Origin of the sequence: Candidatus Seongchinamella marina, from assembly GCF_026262685.1 — a bacterium.
GTDB classification, from domain to species: domain Bacteria; phylum Pseudomonadota; class Gammaproteobacteria; order Pseudomonadales; family Halieaceae; genus Halioglobus; species Halioglobus marinus.
This window is the reverse complement of record NZ_SHNP01000004.1, coordinates 172,088-188,353: the sequence shown is the minus strand read 5'-3', so window position 1 is coordinate 188,353 and position 16,266 is coordinate 172,088. Positions and strand designations below refer to the sequence as shown.

General features: G+C 54.8%; 11 protein-coding genes. 5 read left to right on the top strand and 6 right to left on the bottom strand.

Annotated features, from left to right (window positions below):
- The first annotated feature begins 50 nt into the window (after window positions 1-50).
- The 4 genes from EYC87_RS12195 to pepN all read left to right on the top strand — a co-directional run bounded on the left by EYC87_RS12195 (window position 51) and on the right by pepN (window position 4,297).
- Window positions 51-461 carry a TFIIB-type zinc ribbon-containing protein gene (locus tag EYC87_RS12195; protein ID WP_279253125.1) on the top strand — a complete coding sequence of 137 codons (411 nt, stop codon included), beginning with the start codon at window positions 51-53 and terminating at the stop codon, window positions 459-461.
- A gap of 84 nt (window positions 462-545) precedes the next feature.
- Window positions 546-797, top strand: coding sequence for a YeaC family protein (locus EYC87_RS12190; RefSeq protein WP_279253124.1), 252 nt, complete (start codon window positions 546-548; stop codon window positions 795-797).
- Between the two features lie 9 nt (window positions 798-806).
- Window positions 807-1,643: a DUF2797 domain-containing protein gene (locus EYC87_RS12185; protein ID WP_279253123.1), complete on the top strand. Its 837-nt coding sequence runs from the start codon at window positions 807-809 to the stop codon at window positions 1,641-1,643.
- A gap of 8 nt (window positions 1,644-1,651) precedes the next feature.
- Complete coding sequence (gene pepN / locus EYC87_RS12180; protein WP_279253122.1) at window positions 1,652-4,297, top strand: aminopeptidase N; 2,646 nt, start codon at window positions 1,652-1,654, stop codon at window positions 4,295-4,297.
- A 12-nt stretch (window positions 4,298-4,309) separates the two neighbouring features.
- Here the strand turns inward: pepN and EYC87_RS12175 are convergent, their stop codons facing one another.
- Genes EYC87_RS12175 through EYC87_RS12150 form a run of 6 tightly spaced genes read right to left on the bottom strand, consistent with a single transcriptional unit; the run spans window position 4,310 to window position 11,176 of the window.
- The gene (locus EYC87_RS12175) at window positions 4,310-5,980 is read right to left on the bottom strand and encodes a BatD family protein (RefSeq protein WP_279253121.1); all 1,671 of its coding nucleotides are present in this window, start codon (window positions 5,978-5,980) and stop codon (window positions 4,310-4,312) included.
- The gene (locus tag EYC87_RS12170) at window positions 5,961-7,775 is read right to left on the bottom strand and encodes a vWA domain-containing protein (RefSeq protein ID WP_279253120.1); all 1,815 of its coding nucleotides are present in this window, start codon (window positions 7,773-7,775) and stop codon (window positions 5,961-5,963) included. The genes EYC87_RS12175 and EYC87_RS12170 overlap by 20 nt, the downstream gene beginning before the upstream one ends.
- Window positions 7,772-8,809 carry a vWA domain-containing protein gene (locus tag EYC87_RS12165; protein WP_279253119.1) on the bottom strand — a complete coding sequence of 346 codons (1,038 nt, stop codon included), beginning with the start codon at window positions 8,807-8,809 and terminating at the stop codon, window positions 7,772-7,774. The genes EYC87_RS12170 and EYC87_RS12165 overlap by 4 nt, the downstream gene beginning before the upstream one ends.
- Entirely contained in the window at window positions 8,806-9,282 is a 477-nt protein-coding gene (locus EYC87_RS12160) for a DUF4381 domain-containing protein (RefSeq protein WP_279253118.1), read from the bottom strand. The genes EYC87_RS12165 and EYC87_RS12160 overlap by 4 nt, the downstream gene beginning before the upstream one ends.
- Window positions 9,282-10,220 carry a DUF58 domain-containing protein gene (locus tag EYC87_RS12155; RefSeq protein ID WP_279253117.1) on the bottom strand — a complete coding sequence of 313 codons (939 nt, stop codon included), beginning with the start codon at window positions 10,218-10,220 and terminating at the stop codon, window positions 9,282-9,284. The genes EYC87_RS12160 and EYC87_RS12155 overlap by 1 nt, the downstream gene beginning before the upstream one ends.
- Window positions 10,220-11,176 (bottom strand): AAA family ATPase, encoded by a 957-nt coding sequence (locus tag EYC87_RS12150; protein WP_279253116.1) that lies wholly within the window; start codon window positions 11,174-11,176, stop codon window positions 10,220-10,222. Before EYC87_RS12150 ends, EYC87_RS12155 begins: the two co-directional genes overlap by 1 nt.
- A 224-nt stretch (window positions 11,177-11,400) precedes the next feature.
- On the opposite strand from EYC87_RS12150, the gene EYC87_RS12145 reads away from it, so the two are divergent.
- Window positions 11,401-16,263 (top strand): NAD-glutamate dehydrogenase, encoded by a 4,863-nt coding sequence (locus tag EYC87_RS12145; RefSeq protein ID WP_279253115.1) that lies wholly within the window; start codon window positions 11,401-11,403, stop codon window positions 16,261-16,263.
- Window positions 16,264-16,266: the final 3 nt, after the last annotated feature.

The following is a 16,266-nucleotide window of genomic DNA, read 5'->3' as shown; positions in this document are numbered from 1 at the left end:
ACTTCCGCACTATACTAATGTTGTGTAACACCGATATGGAGATCCGCAACATGGAATACACCCCCGAGCAGCACAGCCTTAAATGCCCCAAGTGTCAGCGCGGCATGAATGAGGTTGATCACGAAGGCGTGACAATTGATCGCTGCAGCAACTGTCATGGACTCTGGTTCGACGCTGATGAGGCCCATCAACTCAAGAGCCTGCCAGAGAGTCAGGCCTTGGATACCGGTGACCCCAAGGACGGCTGGAAGTGGGACACTCGGGTAGAAATCGATTGTCCACGCTGTAGCAAGCGTATGGAATTAACCTCAGACGCCAAGCAAAAGCATATCTGGTATGAGGTTTGTCACGACCATGGCATGTTTATGGACGCGGGTGAATTCGCAGACTTTAAGGAAGAAAACCTCCTTGATTGGTTCAGAGCCGTGATCAAGGGTGACAGGAGTACGGTCGCACCCTGATTAATCCCGGTGTCGCTAACCGGCGCCACCACTTTTTCCTTAATCGGGAGTATAATCCCGCCTTTTAAGGTGGCGGATCTCTCGATGGACTACCAACAAATGATTGACTCGATGACGCCGGAGGTTTTTGAGAATCTTCGGCGTGCGGTTGAGCTTGGAAAATGGCCCGATGGCCAGGCCCTGAATTCACAGCAGCGCGAAAACGCCATGCAGGCGATTATTGCCTGGGGCAAAAGTCACCTTTCTGAGCAGGATCAGATCGGTTTCATCGACAAGGGTCGTAAGGAAGGTGATAGCTGCGACGATCCATCAGAAACCCCCTTGAACTGGAAATAGGAGCTGTCCGTGGTCGATATTCTTGCCGCCGGAGCGGTGCGCAAAATGAAAACTTCTCTCGGTGCGCAGGTGGCTTACTCGCTGCCGTTGGGGGAAAACGAAATACCGATGAACGCCTTGTTGGGAAAGTCACTGCAACTGCAATATGACGGCCTTATCAACTGTGTCGCCTGCGATCGCAAGACCAACAAGAGCTTCAGTCAAGGCTACTGCTACCCTTGCTTTCGACGCCTCGCCCAGTGCGACACCTGTATTATGTCACCGGAGAAGTGCCATTTCGCTGCGGGCACCTGCCGCGAGCCTGAGTGGGGTGAAACCCATTGCATGATCGATCACATCGTTTATTTGGCCAACACTTCCGGCCTCAAGGTAGGCATCACCCGTCATGGCCAAGTACCTACGCGTTGGATGGACCAGGGTGCGACCCAGGCCCAGCCCATCTTCAGAGTGGACACACGCCTGTACTCAGGCATTGTTGAAACCCTGTTCAAGGACCATGTGGCAGATAAGACCAGCTGGCAGGCCATGCTCAAAGGAGACGCTGACCCGGTTGACCTGGAGAGTGAACGCCAGCGATTGGTGCACGAATGCCAGCAGGGTTTGGAGCAGGTGAGAGAGCAGTACGGTCTGCAGTCCGTGACAGAGCTGGTTAGCGCAGAGGAGACGCGCATTGCCTATCCGGTGCTCGAACACCCTACGAAAGTGAAGTCATTTAATCTGGACAAAACCCCCACCGTTGAGGGCACCCTGATGGGAATCAAGGGCCAATACCTTATTTTCGACACGGGGGTAATCAACATGCGTAAATATGGCGGCTATCACCTGGCTGTTGCTGAAATTAACTGAGGACTGTCATGCGAGATGCAAACCCCGGCACCATCCTGCTAAAGGACTACCAGGCGCCTGCCTATTTAATCAATCGAACCGAGTTGCACTTCGATCTTGGGGAGGAAGAAACTACTGTAACCTCTCGACTACACCTGTTGCGGTCCAGTCAGGAGCCTGCAGCCCTGGAGTTGCAGGGTCAGGAACTGGAGCTGTTACAAGTATCTATCGACAATCAGGTGCTTCCTGATAGCGCCTATAGCGTCACTGAGAATGGCCTGGTTATCCATGAGCTGCCCGAGCAATGTGTGCTGTCCTGTACAACGCGAATACTGCCTCAGGACAACACTTCCCTGGAAGGCCTGTACAAGTCTCAAAGTATGTTCTGCACTCAATGCGAGGCTGAAGGTTTTCGCAAAATAAGCTATTACCTTGATCGACCCGACGTGATGTCTGTTTTTACCTGCACTATTGAGGCGGATGCTCAGCGCTACCCGGTCTTACTGAGTAATGGCAACCTGTTAGAGACCAAGATTCTCTCCAATGGCCGCCGTCAGGTACTGTGGCATGATCCGATACCCAAACCCAGTTACCTGTTTGCCCTGGTAGCGGGTGACTTACAGCACATTGAGGATCGGTTTCTGACGGCCAGCGGCCGCGATGTCACTCTTCGTATTTACGTGGAGCCCAAGGACCTGGAGAAGTGTGACTACGCCATGGATTCGCTCAAGCGATCCATGCGCTGGGACGAGGAGGCCTTCGGTCGAGAATACGACCTGGATATTTTTAACATCGTTGCCGTGGATGATTTCAACATGGGGGCGATGGAAAACAAGAGCCTCAACATCTTCAATACTTCCTGCGTATTGTGTCACCCGGATGTTACTACCGACCAGGGCTACCAGCGAGTTGAAGCGATCGTGGCGCATGAGTACTTCCACAACTGGAGTGGCAATCGGGTCACTTGCAGGGACTGGTTCCAGCTTAGCCTGAAGGAAGGTTTTACGGTTTTCCGGGATGCTGAGTTTTCCTCTGATATGGGCTCACGCACCGTAAAACGGGTAGAGGATGTCAGTATGCTTCGGACCGCCCAGTTTGCTGAGGACGCTGGTCCCATGGCTCACCCGGTGCGTCCAGAGTCCTACATTGAAATTAACAATTTCTACACGCTGACGGTTTATGAGAAAGGTGCGGAAGTGGTGCGTATGATTCATACGCTGTTGGGGGCAGAGAAGTTCCGCAAGGGATCAGACCTTTATTTTTCACGACATGATGGCCAGGCAGTGACCTGCGAAGATTTCGTCTGTGCGATGGAAGATGCCAGCGGCGTCGATCTGGTCCAGTTCCGGCGTTGGTATTCCCAAGCGGGTACACCTGTGTTATCTGTGCGCGATAGCTACGACGCAGCTAATCAGACTTACACTCTGGAGGTCAGTCAATCTTGCCCTGCCACGCCCGGGCAATCGGAGAAGCAGCCCTTCTTGATTCCCCTTGCGTTGGGTTTGTTGGGGGAGGCGGGTAATTTGCCGCTGCGCCTGGCGGGAGAAGAACCTGATCCTGAGACTGGCGACAACACTCATAAAGTACTGATGGTGGACGCACCCAGCCAGACCTTTGTGTTTGAGGGCGTTGCGGAGCAGCCAGTGCCGTCGCTGTTGCGAGGGTTCTCCGCGCCTGTGCGCCTGGATTACCAATACACTCGCGAAGGTTTGTGCCAATTGATGAGCCGAGATGATGATGGCTTCGTTCGTTGGGATAGTGCTCAGTCGCTGGCCCTGCAAGTGATTGAACAGGTTCAGGAACAATTGGCTGAGAGTCAACCGCTTAAGGTCGACCGCTTGCTGACTGACGCCTGCCAGCAATTGCTTGCCGATGAGTCTTTGGATCCTGCCATGGTGGCCGAAATGCTGACTCTGCCCAGCGAAAACTACCTTGCCGAACTGGCGGGAGAGGGTGCTGCGGACGTTGAGCTGATTCACCGGGCACGGCAGGCTGTGCAAAAAGCCATTGGTATTGCGGTCAAAGATCAGCTTTTGGCGCGATATCACAGTCTGGCCAGCGATGCTGCTTACGCTCCCAACGGAGAACAAATAGCGGCCCGTGCGCTGCGTAACTGTTGTCTTGTTTATCTTGCTGCCGGTGGCCCCGAGCATCTGCCATTGGCAGCCAGTCAGTTGCAATCAGCGAGTAATTTGAGCGACCGTCTCGCGGCTCTGAAAGTACTGGCGTTTTATGGCGAACCTTCAGCATCGGAGTCACCACTGGCGCAGTTTTACAGCGACTGGGGGCACGAGACTCTGGTGGTTAATCAGTGGCTACAGGTGCAGGCAGCCATGCCTGATTTGGGTGCTGTTGATCGAGTGCGGAGTCTTATGCAGCATGCGGATTTCGATATCCGTAATCCGAACAAGGTTCGTTCTCTGATTGGTGGCTTTGCCAGCGCGAATCCAGTCAATTTTCATCGCTCCGACGGCGAGGGCTATCGCCTGCTCGGTGACGTTATCGCCGAGCTTAATAGCATCAATCCCCAGACTGCCGCACGCTTACTCGCTCCGTTGACCAAGTGGCGCTATTACAGTGGTCGTGCGGAATTGATGCGAGCCGAGCTGCAGCGGTTGGCCGAGTTACCGGGCTTATCGCCAGATGTTTACGAGGTGGTAACCAAGTCCCTCTGACGGTGGGCAACTTCAGTCGCTGGGGTACAGGCTGAGGTCATCAGTTTCGCCAGTGTTCGGGCTGCGTTGTAGTCTTTGCAGCCTTTCAACAGCGGCTCGTAATGGTGCGCCGTGCCAAAGATCAGTCGCGCTGCTGTACAGCGCCTGTTCGAGTTTTAGCAGCTCGAGCTTCAGCTCGGAATCCGCCATTGCGTTGCCGGCTGCATTCAGTGAGGTGATGCTCGGATTATCTTGAATCGCAGCGGCCCATTGGATAAGGGTTTTTCTGGCCTGTGATGGTTGATCTGCCGCGCAGGCTGCTATTAGTGATTTATAGGCTGCTTTGGGCGATACCGTTTTAGGGTCGTCCGCTGCCTGGCTTGAATTCTTGGTGGCACCCTTACGTAGCAGCAACAGACTGAATGCCCAGCCTATGGCACAAAAAAGTGTGGCCAGTTGCCATTGCCACAGGGGTTGTTGCCCTGTGTCGGCGGTGCTTCCGGGCGCGAGCTGCTCATTGCCTGCTACCGGGTTTGCCGAGACTGCATTTGCAGCTGGCATTATTTGGAGTGTTCTAGCGGGTACTGCAGCGGTGCGCATGGCCTGCGTCTGAGTGTCCCACCAGGGAATCTCAACAGCCGGCAGTTCGATACTGCCTGCGCGCGTTGGCACAATGGCCACGCTGTCGCTACGTGAACCCAGTAAACCGGTCGATATTTCTGCATCGGCAATGGTGGGTTGGTCCGGGTAGTGCTTTATGCCATCAGTGGTGGTGAGGAGCACGGGAGGCAGTTGCGCCCCCTGCAAGCCCTCGCCGCGAAGACGAATAGTGCGGGTAACCGATTCACCGGCGCGTAGTTTTTCGGGTTCTGTCGACCACTCTTCTTCAACTACAATATTGCGTGCCGGCAACCAGGTACTACCGGAATAGGCCGCGGGTCTGGGTAGCACCTCGATTTTCAAGGCTTTACTTTGCAGGCGTATCAGCTTGCCTCTGGATGTGTCGAATACGCTGCGGCGTGGCCCGCTCTCCCTCGCGGAAAAACTTTGCGCTGGAATTTCCAGAACACCACTTTTTTCCGGAAAAATGGCATACCGTACTTCATGCACTAGCCAGGGCCTGCCACTGACCGTACGTTGGAATGACTTTTGTTCAAGGGGCACGACGAATGCGCCGGGCAACTGCAAGTCGCTGATACTGCGTCCATCGAGGTTGACCGCTTGTTGCAGGCGCAGTGTCAGGATTAGTTGTCCCTGCACATAGACCGAGTCACTGTCGACGGTGGCTTCAAACAAAATAGCTTCTGTGCCCGGATCCACACGTGCCATTTTGCTGACATTGACCCAAACCGGAGCTGTTTTGCTAGCGCCCACCTGGAACGAGGAAATAATTAAGGCACCTGGCCGCCGTGGGGTGATTTCAATTTGCAGTTGGCGGTTATGGTTGCGTTTGCCATTCACGATGGTGGTATTACTGCTCGTTTTGCGCGACAGGATTTCCCAGTCTGTCAGCAAGGTATTGAGACTGACAGTTCCCAGGTCTTCATCGTCCTCGGTGGCACTGATGACCAGTTGCAAGGTATCGCCCATGGCAACCTGCTGGCGATCTACAGTCGCTTCGACGGCAGCGTTTGCCATCAATGGGGCCTTGCACAGGAGCAGAATGACTGCCCACCGTGCCGATTTACCAATACGTTTCATCATCCTTCTTCTTTCCCTGCTGCTGTCGCTGCTGGCTTTCGTAGCGGAATTTTTGCCGCAATAGTCCGGAGGGGTCGTCTGGTATCCGTCGTAACCACTGCTCCATGGCCTGATCTTTTTCCAGATCTTCCTGTTGCGCCTGGGCGATGGCCTCGTCCAACGCTTCCTGTTGTTGCTCGTTCTCCTGCCTGGATGCTTCTTCCTGCTCAGGCGTTTTCTCCTGTTCTTCCGGCTGATCCTGTGGAGATTCCGACGCCTGTTCCTCCTTGTCTTTTGAGTTTTGGTCGGAAGGCTGCTGGTCGTCTGACTGACTGTCCTGCTGTTGCTGATCCTGGTTTTGCTCGTCTTTCTGTTGATCCTGATTCTGATTCTGATCCTGGTTTTCCTGGTTTTCCTGATCTTGCTTGTCTTGCTGGTCGGATTGTTCTTGTTGCTGCTCCTGCTCCTGCTGTAACTTTTCCAGTAAAGCCAGGTTCTCTATCGCGTCTTGCTGCTCAGGTTTGATTTTAAGCGACTCTTGGTAAGTTTCTATTGCCTGATCTATCTGGCCGGCTTTGGCCAGCGCGTTACCTAGATTGTAAAGCGTATCTGCGCTGTCTTTGTCAGTGAAGCTCTGGGTAGCTCTCTCATAGTCCCCGGATTGATAAGCTGCTGTGCCGGCCCAATTATTATCCTCGAACAGGTTAGCGGCCGCCTCATTGTTGCCTTGTTGCAGGGCGCGTTGGCCTTGTTGATCGGGAGTGAGCCAGAGATCATCCCAGACATCGGCGTGTGCTGTTTGTGGCAGAGGTGCAAACATCAGCGGCAACAGGCACACAATCCATCCTTTGCGGAACAGACTCAGCACCACCGGCAACAATAGCAGGATTAGCAGGTGCCCCTGGTCCTCCCAGGCATCGGCCGCTCGATCCAGAACCATGGTTTGTTCGGGAATGGCCAGTAAATCATCTGCGAGTAAATAATCGAGGTCGCTGTCGTCAATTTGCAGGCGCATGTAGCGTCCGGCTGTGTCCCTGGCGAGGCGCCGCAGTAAGTCCTCTTCGAGCGCAGGCATGACAATCGTCCCGGAGTCATCCTTAAGAAAACCGCCCTTGGGCAAGGGTAACGGTGCTCCAGTCGCTGTGCCTATGCCCATAATGACCAGGCCCATACCGCTGCCTTGCAGAAGCTCGGATATTTCCTCCCGGTCTTGCTCGGTAATGCCATCTGTTACCAGCATTATTCGCCCCCGTTGGACCCCCGCTGAGTACATCAGCTCGACTGCCTGCGAAAGAGCGGCGGCTGGTTCCGAGCCTGCCAACGGCATCATGCCGGGATTCAGCGCCGGCAGCAGGTTGGCAATGGTGGGATTATCATCGGTCAGGGGTGTCACAATGTGGGCGTCCCCGGCATAGGCGATCAGGCCTGTTTGGCCCTCTTTGCGCTGGCTCAGTAAATCCAGCAGCTTTTGCCGTGCCCGGTCGTTGCGTGACGGAGCGAGGTCAGCTGCCATCATCGAGTAGCTCAGATCCAGGACCAATACCAGGGCGTCCTGTTTTTGGTGCACCGGTTGGGGTATTTTTTTAAAGCTAGGCCCCGCCGCTCCGAGCGCTGCCAATGCCCAGATCAATAAAAGAGCGGGGGTGAAATTGCGTTTGCGGGGACCGCTGGAATCGCCAATCAGGTAGGGCAACAAGTCGGGTGCGATGACTGAACTCCAACTGCCGCTGCGGTAGCGAAGCCGCCATAAAAGGCCAGCAAGAACAATCGCGGGCATCAGCGCCCATAGCCATTCGGGACGCATCAGATGAAAGCTCACGCTGCCCCCTCACGAGCGCCTGAACCCATTGCAGGGCTGGCCTGCCACAGTCGATGAATTGCCAGTCCAAAGCTGATCGCCAGAGCCAGTAGCAGTGGCAGGTAGCCCAGCGTCTGGCGCGGTCGATAGCTGGTGCTGTCCACTTCAATAGGCTCCAGTTGGTCTAGCAACTGGTAGATATTGGCAAGTTCTTCAGGGTTGCGGGCGCGAAAATACTTGCCGTCAGTGATCTTTGCAATTTGTTGCAAGCCTGCCTCATCCAGCTCTGCCGATGGGTTAACCTGGCGTGCACCAAAACTTGAGCCAAACAAGCCTGGCATGGTCAGGCTGTCGGCGCCAATGCCAATGGTATAGATTCGAATGCCCAGGTCTGCCGCGAGTTTCGCCGCATTCAGGGGCTGCACTGAACTGGCAGTGTCCTTGCCATCGCTGAGCAGGATCAGCACCCGATTCTCTGCCGGTCGTTCTTTGAGTCGTTTTACCGCCAGACCGATGGCGTCACCGATGGCGGTATCCTGGCCGGCAAAACCGATTTGGGCCTCTAGCAAGAAGCGCTTTACGGTCCCGGTATCGAAGCTGAGAGGGGATTGTACATAGGCATTACTGCCAAACAGAATGAGTCCCAGGCGGTCACCTTCGCGTTGTTCAATAAAGCGACTGCCCACTTGTTTTACCGCTCGGATGCGGCTCACTAACTCATCCGAGACCTCCATGTCCTCAATTTTCATGGAGCCAGAAATATCCACCGCCAACATCAGGTCGCGCCCGCTATTGGGTAATTCAATAGGCTCTCCGACCCATACTGGTCGCGCGGCAGCCACCAGGAGCAGAAGCCAGATACTCCAAAGGGCCAATACCGGCAGACGGCCGGCAGCCTGACTGCTGCGCCCCTGATTGGCACTGAGCTGTTGCCATTGCGTAAAAAAGGGCGCGCGCAGGGCGGGCTCTTGTCCCTGGGCCGTGGGCGTAAAACGCCTGACCAGCCATGGCAGCGGAGCCATTACTATCATTAAGGGCCAAATCCACTCAATCATGGCTTGACCTTGTGCTTGTTGATCCAGAGGGCACTGGTGTGCAGATGACCCTCAATGTCGGTGCTGACGGGAATGGCCTGATACTGTGCCTGCAAGGGCGGCAGCAAAAATTCGCCGTCGGCCATGCCGCTGTCGTTAAGAAATGCCTGCCAACTCTCGCCCGTGATGCTGGCAACGTCGCGTTGAGGGTAAGCGCGCAGGGCGACAGCTTTAAGTAGAGCATTGGTGCGAGTAAGGCAGGCACCTGTATCCCCGTCATTTTGCCAGCGGTTGCGGATCTCATTCAGGGTTGCAATGCCTTGCCTGCGATAGGCGTTGCGGCGATAGCGCAGCATTAGTCGCCACGCCACCAGGGCACAGCCGACAGCAATTATTGCGATCAATAGCCACCAGCCCGGAGCCAGAGGCCACCAACCAATAGCCACTGGTTCGCGCAGAGGGTTGAGCTGGGCGAGGGGGTCGACTGGGTTCATCAGCGCCTGTCACCATAATAGGTTTGTAGCAGGGAAAAAGGCGGCTCTGCCGTAGACGCCTGCAGCACTGGAATCCCCAACCTGGCCATATTTTGCTGCAGTTGTTGCCGTGCGCTATTGAAACTGTCGCTGTATTCTTTGCGCAGTAAACGACTCCCGGTATTGAGCTCGCTGCGCTGCTGTCCATCAGTAACCGCATACCGCCCTCCCCGGGGTAGTTTAGCCTCCAGCGGATCGGTGCAGGCAAGGGCCGTAACCTGGGTGTGCTGGGCGAGTTGGAACAGGTGTTTGTGGGCGCTCTCGCTATCGGCGCCTTGAAAATCACTGATCAGGTAGATATTGCTACCCGGTTTGGCTATGCGCCGCAGGTTGGCCAGCATGTCGGCAAAGCTCTCCGTGTCGGGGGCAGTCTCTACCGGTAGCGCATGATTAAATGACTCCAGCTGAGACAACAGCGCCAGTACAGTGCGCCGAGAGCGACGAGGTCGCACTTCACGGTGATGCTTGCCGTCAAATACCAGACCACCAACTCGGTCACCACTGTCCAGGGCACTCCAGCAAAGTAGGCTTGTGAGGTGGGCCGCCAGTACCGACTTGAAGCAATGGCTGGAGCCAAAAAACATGCCCGGTCGCTGGTCAACCACTAACAGCACTGGTCGCTCTCGCTCTTCACGAAACAGCTTGGTGTGCGCACCGCCAGTGCGAGCGGTCACGCGCCAGTCTATGCTGCGAATATCATCCCCGGGCTGATAGCTTCTGACTTCTTCAAAGTCGATGCCACGGCCGCGAAAGTTTGACTTGTTGGGACCGGTAAGAGCTGAAAGCGCGCGGTTGCGACGGGCGAGTTTCAGCTGCCGGGCAGGGAAACGTAGGCTAATCAGTTCATCCAGAGACGCATAGGCGCCCCTGGCCGGGGTTGCGATATCCGCCCTTTGCATCAGCCTACGGGGACCAGGGCCAATAGTTCACGAGTGACCTGGTCTGGCGTTACGCCGCTGGCTTCGGCCTCGAAACTCAATAGCAGGCGGTGGCGTAAAACGTCGGCGGCGACAGCTTGAACATCGTCTGGACCGACGAAGTCTCTATCCGCTAACCAGGCGTGCGCCCGGGCGCAGCGATCCAGGGCAATCGTTGCCCTTGGACTACCACCGAATTCAATCCAGTGGTCCAATTGCTCACTGTAGCGAGCCGGTGAGCGCGTCGCGACTATCAACTGCACCATGTAGTCCTCCACAGCGCTGGACATATGCAAACCCAACACTTCTTCGCGTGCAGCGAAAATTGCGTCCTGATGGAGCGGCTCAGGTGCTGCTGCAGCCGGGCTGCTGGCTTCAGTCCGGGTTAGGCGCAGGATTTCTGCCTCGGCGGCTGCGTCGGGGTAGTCTACGTTCACATGCAATAAAAAACGGTCTAACTGTGCTTCAGGTAGAGGATAGGTTCCCTCTTGCTCGATCGGGTTTTGCGTCGCCATGACCAGAAATAGCCGAGGCAGGTCGTAGGTCTCTGACCCAACACTTACCTGTCTCTCGGCCATGGCCTCAAGCAATGCTGACTGCACTTTCGCCGGTGCTCTATTAATTTCGTCGGCGAGCACCAGGTTGTGGAATATTGGCCCACGCTGGAAGTGAAACGTGCCTTCCTGAGGGCGATAAATTTCGGTGCCGGTGACATCGCCCGGCAGTAAATCTGGAGTGAACTGAATACGTTGAAAATCGCCTTCCAGTCCATCAGCCAGGCTCTTCACGGCCCGAGTCTTGGCAAGCCCGGGTGCGCCTTCAACCAGAAGGTGTCCGTCAGCCAGCAATGCGATGATGAGTCTCTGTACCAGATGGGTTTGGCCGATGATCTGACCGCTGAGCCACTCTTGCAGGGCCCTGATTTCTGCGCTAGCCACGCGTTCTCCTATCTTTGATCGTGTTGTGTAGAAGCCTGAAAAGGCTGGCGCATTGTATCGCAACTTGCCGTAGCGTCCATCCCCTTATCTGGCGGCTCAATTATGTGACTTTTCACCCATGTAATAGTTCCCGGCGGCGCCCAGACCGGCTGGTTTAGTCTAGAATTGTACACAGGTAGCTGTTTGGGAATGAGCAGCGAACAAATTGATAGGGAACGGGTTGAATGATCTGGGAAAACTTCAAGAAAAGTTTGATGAAGGACCTGAACACGCGAATTCAGAGTCATGCTAAAGAGGCTGACCGGGAATCCCTTATTAACCTCGGGAATAATTTCTATCAGCGTTTCGCAGCCGAGGACTTGCGGGGGCGCTCGGTAGAGAACCTGTATGGTTGTCTCTGCTATCTCTTGAGCTTTATGCGGTCTTCGAATGGTACCGACTCCCAAGTCATATTTTTTAACCCGCAGCTGCAACCCCATGGCTGGGAGAGCGGTAACACCGTACTGGCAATCCACTGTAGAGGCATTCCCTTTGTAACTGCGTCGGTGCGGGGGGAGATTAACCGGCGCAACATGCCCATTCATATCATTGCCAGTTCGAACCTGGCGGTGCGGCGTAGTGATGATGGCAGCCTTGGGAGTATTCTCGGTCATAGCGATGGCGAGCATGAGAACAGCGCCAGTGAGGCGGTTATTTATTTTGAGTTAGCGAGACACTCGCAGCCCGAAGACCTGGATGAGTTGCGGCAAACCTTACTGGATATTCTTGGTGAGGTAGGTGATGTCGTAGACGATTTTCCGGCAATGAATGAGCAGCTTGGCCAAGTGATCGGGCTGGTGCAGGGCAGTGCCTGCGTGGAGAAGAGGCTGCGCGAGGAAGCCGAGTCGTTTCTGGCATGGCTACGCCAACATCACATGACCATGCTCGGCTATGAATATCTGGAAGTGGACTATAGCGGAGGTAGTCCGGTGGTGACCGCGTCGAGCAAGGGCCGCCTCGGATTATTGCGTGACCGGGAAACTCGTGGGGTAGCGGATCTGGAGACCGACCTGGCCAATCTTTCCCAGGAAGAGATGCAGCGCAGGCAGTTGAGCTTCTCCAAGTCCAGGCAGCGCTCCCGAGTGCATCGCCTTACCTACCCCGACTATGTAGAAGCGCGGGTGTTTGATGAGGAAGGTGTGTTGATTGGACAGCATCGATTCATCGGATTGTATACGTCCTCGGTTTACACCATGCATCCTAAATACATTCCCATCCTCAGGCGCAAGGTGCAGGCAGTGATGGAAATGTCGAATATGGACTGGGCCGAGCACGAGACCAGGGAGCTGGCGAGGGTGCTGGAACTCTTCCCGCGAGACGAGTTGTTCCAGAGCAGCATTGCCGAGCTGTCCACCACCGTCAATGCGATTAACCGTATTCAGGAGCGTCGACAAACACGCCTTTTCGTCCGTCGCGACATACACGGTAAATTTGTCAGCTGCATTGTGTACGTCCCAAGAGATCGCTACACCACTGAGCTACGCGAGCAAATCCAGAATATTTTGTGCGATGTTTTTCAGGCTGAGCAGTCGGAATTTACCACTCAGTTCTCCGAGTCTATCCTGGTGCGATGCCACTTTGTGTTACGGGTGAATCCCGGCTTGCAGCTGGACTACGATGATTCCGAGCTGGAAGAACAGATCGTCCAGGCGACACTCGCTTGGAAGGACCGGTTGCGCAACCGGTTGATAGAAGAATTCGGTGAGGAGCACGGCAGCGAGTGTGCAGAGCAATTTGGAGCAGGATTTCCTCCGGGTTATCGCGATGACTTTGATTCACGCATGGCGGTAGCCGACATCCAAAAAATTCTTCGGTTGGCCCAGGGTGAACGCCTGGCTATGTCGCTTTATCGTCCCATGGAAGACGGTGAGCATATGTTGCGATTGCGGCTTTACCATCAGGGCGAGAGTTTGCCGCTGTCCGATGTATTGCCAATCCTGGAAAATCTGGGTCTCAGGGTGGTCACCGAGCGACCTTACGGTATCCGTACAGGCAGTGGAGAAAAATACTGGATTCAGGAATTCTCCATGTTTTATCGGCTGTCCAACGACTTTGATCTCGAGCAGGTCAAAGAGGAGTTTGAGGATGCCTTCGCTCGCATCTGGTTTGGCGAAGCAGAGAGCGATTCTTTTAATCGCCTGCTGATTGGTACGAGGCTTAGTTGGCGAGAAATTTCTTCATTGCGCGCCTATGCCCGCTACTTACAGCAGCTCAACTTTCCCTACAGTGTGAAGTACATTGCCGAAACTATGGCAGACCATCTACAAATTACTGCGCTGATCGTTGAATTATTCCTGACTCGTTTCTCGCCGGTGTTTGACGGTGACGAATCATGGCGGGGAGAGCGCGAACTCGACGTTGAACAGCGTATTTTGCTTTCGCTGGAGAAGGTGCAAAACCTGGGCCAGGATCGCATTATTCGGCAGTACGTGAAGTTGATTAAGGCCACCCTGCGCACTAATTTCTTCCAGCAAGCTGAGGGAGGTGGTCTCAAACCCTACCTGTCATTTAAGTTGAAACCTTCTGCTATACCGGGAATCCCTCAGCCGGTACCCATGTTTGAGGTCTATGTGTACTCACCTCGGGTGGAGGGCGTGCACTTGCGCGGTGGCAAGGTCGCCAGGGGCGGGTTGCGCTGGTCAGACCGTCATGAAGATTTTCGTACCGAAGTATTGGGCCTGGTAAAGGCACAGCAGGTCAAAAATGCAGTCATTGTCCCTGTTGGCGCCAAGGGAGGTTTTGTAGCAAGGCAGTTGAATGCCGAAATGTCACGAGATGAGATTCAGAAAGAAGGAATAGAGTGCTACAAGTTATTTATTCGTGGACTTCTGGATATTACGGACAACCGGGGAGATGTCTCAGTGGTGCGCCCGCCCCATGTGGTTGCCAAAGATGATGACGACCCGTACCTGGTTGTAGCTGCGGATAAGGGCACAGCTACATTCTCTGACATAGCCAATAGCCTCTCTGACGAGTACAGTTTTTGGCTGGGCGATGCCTTTGCCTCCGGTGGCAGTGCCGGCTATGACCACAAGAAAATGGGTATCACCGCTAAAGGTGCCTGGGTCTCGGTGCAGCGGCATTTCCGGGAAATGGGTGTCGACATTCAGTCTGCAGACTTTAGCGTTGTTGGCGTCGGTGATATGGGCGGCGACGTATTCGGCAACGGCATGCTGCTGTCGGAGCATATTCAACTGCTAGCGGCGTTTAATCATCTGCACATCTTTATTGATCCAGCGCCAGAGGCAGCTGCCAGTTATATTGAACGCAAGCGCTTGTTTGACCTGCCTCGTTCCAGCTGGAGAGATTATGCGTCGGAACTCATCTCTGAAGGCGGCGGGGTGTTTGATCGTAATGCCAAATCCATATTGATATCACCGCAAATGCAGGATCGATTCGATATTGAGGCCACGCAGTTAACACCCAATGAATTAATTTCTCACTTACTCAAGGCGCGGGTCGATTTGCTGTGGAATGGCGGCATCGGGACCTACGTGAAGGCTTCTACCGAAACTCATTTTGAAGTTGGTGACAAAGCCAATGATTCATTGCGAGCCGATGGTAAAGACTTGCGCTGCAAAGTGATTGGAGAGGGTGGAAACCTGGGTATGACACAGCTCGCAAGAGTTGAATATAGCCTGACCGGTGGTCGTTCCAATACCGACTTTATTGATAACGCCGGCGGCGTGGATTGCTCAGACCACGAAGTGAATATCAAGATATTACTCAATGCGGTTGTTGCCCGCGGCGACCTCACTGAAAAACAGCGTAATCAGTTGCTGGAGGAAATGACAGATAGCATCTCTGAACTGGTGCTTCAGAACAACTACCATCAGGTGCAGGCGATCAGTATGGTCGAGTTGCAGGCTGAGGAACGGTTCGGCGAATATCGGCGTTTCATTGAGAACATGGAGGAGGCAGGGCGCATAGACAGGGCGCTGGAATTTTTGCCCAGTGACGAGGAGCTGCTGGAGCGGCGAACGCAGGGGCAACCGCTGACTCGGCCCGAGTTGTCGGTGCTGATCTCTTACAGCAAGGCGGTGCTCAAGGAGCAATTGATCGATTCGGACCTGGGCAAAGACTCCTATCTGGCCAATGCAGTGAATACCGCCTTCCCCCAGCGTTTGGTTGAGCAGTATTCTGACGAGGTTCTCAGTCACCGGCTGCACCGTGAAATCATGTCCACCCAGGTGGCTAACGACATTGTTAACCGCATGGGGCTGAACTTTGTTTCACGCCAAGCCAAGGCCACGGGTGCATCGGCGGCAGATGTGGCCCGCGCCTTCATTACGGTGACAGAAGTGTTTCGCTTACGAGAACTGTGGGAGTGGATCGAACTGCTTGATCATCGAGTCTCATCCGCCGTGCAGATGGATATGATGCTCAAGCTCTTGCGGCTGGTGAAACGTGCCACTCGCTGGCTATTGCGTAATCGTCGTCACGAACTGGCGCCCACACCACTGGTGGAGGAGTTCAGTGCAGGCCTGGAACAGCTGCGGGAAGCCTATCCTGCAATGCTGCGCGGCAGTTCAGCTGAACTGTATGAGTCGGCCAATGATCGCTATGTGGAAGAGGGGGTGGGCGAGGAGCTGGCCTCGCGAATTGCCGGCACGCAATTGGCTTACACGGGTTTAGGTATTATCCAGGCCGCGAAAGAGAGCGAGGCGTCCTTGCTGGATGTCGCCAATCTCTATTTTTTCATCGGTGAACGCCTTGAACTGGATTGGTTCAGTGGACAAATACTGGCATCAAAAGTCGAAAACGAGTGGCAAGCGCTGGCTCGCGATACTTATATGGAAGACCTGGAGTGGCAGCAGCGTACGCTGGCCGTGGGGGCGTTAAAGCACCTTGACGAGGATGCCAACCTACTGACCTGCATGCAGCGCTGGGAGGGTGAACAGGAAAGCCTGCTGAGCCGTTGGCAAGCGATGTTGGCTGAACTGCATGCCACCGACGCGCCAGACTTTGCCATGTTCGCCGTGGCAAACAGGGAGCTACTGGATCTTGCTCAGAGCAGCAAGCGGCCGGTGGATCAGGTAGAGGTTTGAGAA

Bases quoted from the DNA above. Each gene is read 5' to 3' on its own strand.
- EYC87_RS12160 (WP_279253118.1), bottom strand. From the start codon at position 9,282: ATGAACCCAGTCGACCCCCTCGCCCAGCTCAACCCTCTGCGCGAACCA.
- EYC87_RS12165 (WP_279253119.1), bottom strand. From the start codon at position 8,809: ATGATTGAGTGGATTTGGCCCTTAATGATAGTAATGGCTCCGCTGCCA.
- EYC87_RS12145 (WP_279253115.1), top strand. From the start codon at position 11,401: ATGATCTGGGAAAACTTCAAGAAAAGTTTGATGAAGGACCTGAACACG.
- EYC87_RS12190 (WP_279253124.1), top strand. From the start codon at position 546: ATGGACTACCAACAAATGATTGACTCGATGACGCCGGAGGTTTTTGAG.
- EYC87_RS12175 (WP_279253121.1), bottom strand. From the start codon at position 5,980: ATGATGAAACGTATTGGTAAATCGGCACGGTGGGCAGTCATTCTGCTC.
- EYC87_RS12195 (WP_279253125.1), top strand. From the start codon at position 51: ATGGAATACACCCCCGAGCAGCACAGCCTTAAATGCCCCAAGTGTCAG.
- EYC87_RS12155 (WP_279253117.1), bottom strand. From the start codon at position 10,220: ATGCAAAGGGCGGATATCGCAACCCCGGCCAGGGGCGCCTATGCGTCT.
- pepN (WP_279253122.1), top strand. From the start codon at position 1,652: ATGCGAGATGCAAACCCCGGCACCATCCTGCTAAAGGACTACCAGGCG.